Source organism: Escherichia sp. MOD1-EC7003 (genome assembly GCF_002965065.1).
GTDB lineage: Bacteria > Pseudomonadota > Gammaproteobacteria > Enterobacterales > Enterobacteriaceae > Escherichia.
The window spans coordinates 1-5,731 of sequence record NZ_PTRE01000203.1 but is presented as its reverse complement, the minus strand read 5'-3'; the positions used below and the strand labels follow the sequence as shown (position 1 = coordinate 5,731).

Below are 5,731 nucleotides of genomic sequence, written 5' to 3'. Positions count from 1 at the left end.
TTAATGACCAATAGCGGACATTAAAAATGGCGAAAAACGGCCAATAATCTTGGCGTTGACAACAGGCGGCAGACCAGCAACTGAACGCCTCGATCATTGTTCAGACGCGTCTGCAAACGCCGGAAGAATTTGGCAAAATCCTGTTGAAAGTTCAGCAAGATGGTTCGCAAGTATTGCTGCGTGATGTCGCCCGCGTCGAACTTGGGGCAGAAGATTATTCCACCGTGGCACGCTATAACGGCAAACCGGCTGCCGGGATCGCCATCAAACTGGCTACCGGAGCAAACGCCCTGGATACCTCGCGGGCAGTGAAAGAGGAGCTAAACCGCTTATCGGCCTATTTCCCCGCAAGTCTGAAGACGGTTTATCCTTACGACACCACGCCATTTATCAAAATTTCTATTCAGGAAGTTTTCAAAACGCTGGTTGAGGCTATCATCCTCGTTTTCCTGGTCATGTATCTGTTTTTGCAGAATTTCCGCGCCACAATCATCCCGACGATTGCCGTACCAGTGGTAATTCTCGGAACGTTTGCGATCTTGTCGGCGGTCGGTTTCACCATCAACACGTTAACGATGTTCGGGATGGTGCTGGCGATAGGCTTACTGGTGGATGACGCCATCGTGGTGGTGGAGAACGTCGAGCGTGTCATTGCGGAAGATAAGCTACCGCCGAAGGAAGCGACGCATAAATCGATGGGGCAGATCCAACGTGCGCTGGTCGGGATTGCCGTTGTTCTTTCCGCAGTGTTTATGCCGATGGCCTTTATGAGCGGTGCGACCGGGGAGATCTACCGCCAGTTCTCCATCACGCTGATCTCCTCGATGCTGCTTTCAGTATTTGTGGCCATGAGCCTGACCCCTGCCCTGTGCGCCACCATTCTGAAAGCCGCGCCGGAAGGCGGTCACAAACCTAATGCCCTGTTCGCCCGCTTCAACGCGCTGTTTGAAAAATCAACTCAGCACTATACCGACAGCACCCGCTCGCTGTTGCGTTGTACCGGTCGCTACATGGTGGTCTACCTGCTGATTTGCGCCGGGATGGCGGTGCTGTTCCTGCGCACGCCGACCTCTTTCTTACCTGAAGAGGATCAGGGGGTATTTATGACCACCGCGCAGTTACCTTCCGGTGCCACGATGGTTAACACCACGAAAGTGCTGCAACAGGTGACGGATTATTATCTGACTAAAGAGAAAGATAATGTCCAGTCGGTGTTTACCGTTGGCGGTTTTGGCTTCAGCGGCCAGGGGCAAAACAACGGTCTGGCGTTTATCAGTCTCAAGCCGTGGTCTGAACGTGTCGGCGAGGAAAACTCGGTCACCGCGATTATTCAGCGGGCAATGATTGCGCTCAGCAGAATCAATAAAGCCGTCGTCTTCCCGTTCAACTTACCTGCGGTGGCTGAACTGGGTACCGCGTCAGGTTTTGATATGGAACTACTGGACAACGGTAACCTGGGGCACGAAAAACTCACCCAGGCACGAAACGAACTGTTATCACTGGCGGCGCAATCACCGAATCAGGTCATCGGGGTACGCCCGAACGGCCTGGAAGATACACCGATGTTCAAAGTGAACGTCAACGCCGCGAAAGCCGAGGCAATGGGCGTGGCGCTGTCTGATATCAACCAGACAATTTCCACCGCCTTCGGCAGCAGCTACGTGAACGACTTCCTCAACCAGGGGCGAGTGAAAAAAGTGTATGTCCAGGCAAGCACGCCGTTTCGTATGTTGCCGGATAACATCAACCAATGGTATGTACGCAACGCCTCTGGCACGATGGCACCGCTTTCTGCCTATTCATCTACCGAATGGACCTATGGTTCGCCGCGACTGGAACGCTACAACGGTATCCCGTCAATGGAGATTTTAGGTGAAGCGGCTGCCGGGAAAAGTACCGGTGACGCGATGAAATTTATGGCAGACCTGGTTGCTAAACTTCCGGCAGGCGTCGGCTACTCATGGACAGGACTGTCGTATCAGGAAGCGTTATCCTCAAACCAGGCTCCCGCGCTGTATGCCATTTCACTGGTCGTGGTGTTCCTCGCCCTCGCCGCACTTTATGAGAGCTGGTCAATTCCGTTCTCGGTGATGTTGGTTGTACCGTTAGGCGTCGTTGGCGCATTACTGGCCACCGATCTGCGCGGCTTAAGTAATGACGTTTACTTCCAAGTTGGTTTGCTGACCACTATCGGGCTTTCTGCCAAGAACGCTATCCTGATTGTCGAATTTGCCGTTGAGATGATGCAAAAAGAAGGGAAAACGCCGATAGAGGCGATCATCGAAGCGGCGCGGATGCGTTTACGCCCAATCCTGATGACCTCTCTGGCCTTTATTCTCGGCGTGCTGCCGCTGGTAATCAGCCACGGCGCGGGTTCTGGCGCACAAAACGCGGTAGGTACAGGCGTGATGGGCGGGATGTTTGCCGCAACAGTGCTGGCCATTTACTTCGTTCCAGTCTTTTTCGTTGTAGTGGAACATCTCTTTGCCCGCTTTAAAAAAGCGTAACGTGTGAATGAGAGTAAGGTTGAACGTGAGGGTTCAGCCTTACTCTTTCCTGCTAACCATTCTCCACTCAGCAACCCGCTAACCGTCAGGAATACCAGGCTTAATACACAGCAGTGAAAGTAGAAGCCACTCCAGCCATTAGTCATCAAATTAAACAGCACAATACTGACCCACATTCCCGTAATCGTATGAATTATCAGCTTAATAATTCCAAACATGCCGAGTCTTTTCCTCCTGAAAATACGTATACCGCCAGGCAAACTGCAAACGGTAGCCCGGCAAAAATCATCAGGAGAGAGTTTCACATGAAGCAGGTGTGAGATCCTGACCAATATTCAAATGCGAAATATGTCAGGAAAAGGTACCCGGCGAATGTTGCGAAAACTGATGTGGCGTTACACCATAATATTGTCTAAATGTGTTTATAAAGTACGATGTACTGCTATACCCACATTTTTCAGCAATAGCATGCAAAGGAATTTGACGTAACTCGAGTAATCGTCTGGCCATCGACATCCTGGAGGCGAGTAATATTTTACTGAAACAGGTATTTTCATCCTGCAACTTTTTTTTGATTAGACTCTCACTGGTATACAGTCTTTCCGCGATATCGCGCAGATACCAGCGTTTAGCGATATCAAAGCTAATAAGGCGTTCAACTTTTCCTGAGACAGTACTGATACTATTGAAAAGCAACGGGATAAGTTCTTTCTTATGAGAAAACATTGATAAACAGGAAAGGTAGAGCATATTGCTCAGTATCGGCGAATTTCCCCCGGATTTATTGAAACTATCAAAAATCGCCGTCACCAGAGGCATGGGGGGAGACGGGTTAATTAACAAACGGTCTTTGCTATGTACCCCTAAATTGTGTGGTAACTGACGAATATTTTGTAAGTAATGGCAAACTGTCAGTTCATCAATATCCAGCCGTCGCGTATCTGGTGAACAAAACGCAAAATCATCTGCCAAATTTTTATCCAGTAACAAGATACTCTCGTTGTGCAACGATATTTTTTGCTGTTCATGATGAATATCCAATGAACGACGAACGAGGATCACCGAGCAGACATGAGTCATGACTATCCCTTATATTTCATTACTGCGATTATTTCAATTTCAGTATACTAATGAAATGATGCCAGACTGTTACTTAGTGCAAAAACTGCCATATTTGGTAGGACCCAAAACCATCCCAAAAGTCGTTTTACATAACAGTTAATTGATAATAAGTAAATGCAATACGAATATATTTTCTCACAGAGTATAGCTTATGTTTATAAAAAAATAGCTGATCTTATCTCCAGTAAAAGTTATATTTTACTTACTGAGAGCACAAAGTTTCCCGTGCCAACAGGGAGTGTTATAACGGTTTATTAGTCTGGAGACGGCAGACTATCCTCTTCCCGGTCCCCTATGCCGGGTTTTTTTTATGTCTGCGTAAAAACTATAATCTTATTCCTTCCGCAGAACGATCGGTGCCGTAAAAATTCCCTTGCGCAGCAATACTTGCCACCGGGTCACGGTTTGGCAATCCCTGCTCCAATCGCTCCTGATACTCTGTGGGCGTCATCCCATAATAATTTCGAAAAACGTAAATAAAATACGATACGCTGTGATAACCACAGGACACTGCGACTCGCTTAATTGAAATTCCCTGTATTACAATAAGTTGCAAAGCACGCTGCCTTCTTAAGTCAAATTGATTGGTAAATAATTTTAAACGAAGCGGGAGAACAGGATGTACGGTGTGATGATCTTCGGGCTGGATGACAGGATTTATAATACAAAAAGCGGATTTAAGAACACAGGAAATTAATAGTAAACAAATAATCCCTTATCGTGACATTAAATAGTGCCGCTATATTTAATAACATTCATATAACATATATCTTATCGACACGATGAATAGACCGCCAATATATTATTGTTATTAATAAACAACCGAATGCCTACCTGTTTTTTTAAAGGTTGGGCATTCGGTTTTACAACGTTATGTTATCAGGTGTGTTTAAAGCTGTTCTGCTGGGCAATACCCTGCAGTTTCGGGTGAGCGCTGAGATATTTCAGGGAGGCTTTGTAGTCTTCCAGCAACAGTTCAGCAAAGTCCATTTCGAAGCCGCGACGACACATAATGCGCATCACCACGATGTCAGTGGCTTCACCGCCGAGAGTGAAAGCCGGAACCTGCCAGCCGCGCAGACGCAGACGTTCAGAGAGGTCATACAGGGTGTATCCCGGATCCTCCCCGTCTTTCAGCTTGAAGCAAACCGCCGGGATCCCTTCGTCCGGGCGACCTGTACAGATGAACTCATACGGCCCCAGTTTGGCGATTTCATCTGCCAGATAGGCAGCGACCTGGTAAGAAGCGTTCTGTACTTTGGTATAGCCTTCACGACCGAGGCGCAGGAATTCATAGTACTGTGCAATCACCTGGCCCGCCGGACGGGAGAAGTTAATGGCGAAAGTACCAATCTGACCGCCGAGGTAGTCAACGTTGAATACCAGTTCCTGCGGCAGCGCTTCTTCGTCACGCCAGATAACCCAGCCGCAGCCCAGCGGAGCCAGACCGAATTTGTGGCCTGAAGCACTGATCGATTTCACCCGTGGCAGGCGGAAGTCCCAGACGATATCCGGGGCGACGAACGGTGCCAGGAAACCACCGCTGGCGGCGTCGATGTGCATATCGATGTCGATACCGGTGTCGGCCTGGAATTTATCCAGCGCATCGTGCAGCGGCTGCGGGAACTCATAGTTACCGGTGTAGGTCACGCCGAAAGTCGGCACCACGCCGATGGTGTTTTCATCGCAGGCTTCAATCATGCGTTTCGGATCCATAAACAACTGACCGGGGCGCATAGGGATCTCACGCAGTTCCACATCCCAGTAGCGGGCGAATTTATGCCAGCAGATTTGTACCGGACCGCACACCAGATTAGGTTTATCCGTTGGTTTGCCAGCGGCCTCCATACGCTTGCGCCAACGCCATTTCATCGCCATCCCGCCGAGCATACAGGCCTCGGAAGAGCCAATGGTGTTGGTGCCAACGGCCTGACCCTTTTTCGGCGCAGGCGCATGCCACAGATCAGCAACCATGTTTACGCAACGCAGGTCGATTGCTGCAGATTGCGGATATTCTTCTTTGTCGATCCAGTTTTTATTGATCGATAAATCCATCAATTTATGGACGTTTTCGTCGTCCCAGGTCTGGCAGAAAGTGGCCA

At 48.9% G+C, this 5,731-nt stretch carries 2 protein-coding genes and 2 pseudogenes; 1 reads left to right on the top strand and 3 read right to left on the bottom strand.

Features of this window, described 5'->3' with window-relative positions:
* Positions 1-62: 62 nt before the first annotated feature.
* A pseudogene (gene mdtF, locus A7090_RS23615) lies at positions 63-2,507 on the top strand (multidrug efflux pump RND permease MdtF); the annotation flags it as partial.
* A 351-nt stretch (positions 2,508-2,858) separates the two neighbouring features.
* On the opposite strand, the gene gadW reads toward mdtF, so the two are convergent.
* The 3 genes and pseudogenes from gadW to A7090_RS23595 all read right to left on the bottom strand — a co-directional run.
* Positions 2,859-3,587, bottom strand: a complete 729-nt coding sequence (gene gadW / locus A7090_RS23605; protein WP_105275729.1) for an acid resistance transcriptional activator GadW — start codon at positions 3,585-3,587, stop codon at positions 2,859-2,861.
* 367 nt (positions 3,588-3,954) lie between these two features.
* Positions 3,955-4,206 (bottom strand): annotated as a pseudogene (locus tag A7090_RS23600) (AraC family transcriptional regulator); the annotation flags it as partial.
* 302 nt (positions 4,207-4,508) lie between these two features.
* Positions 4,509-5,731, bottom strand: a 1,223-nt coding sequence (locus A7090_RS23595) for a glutamate decarboxylase (protein ID WP_105275728.1), incomplete at its 5' end; no start/stop codon positions are given.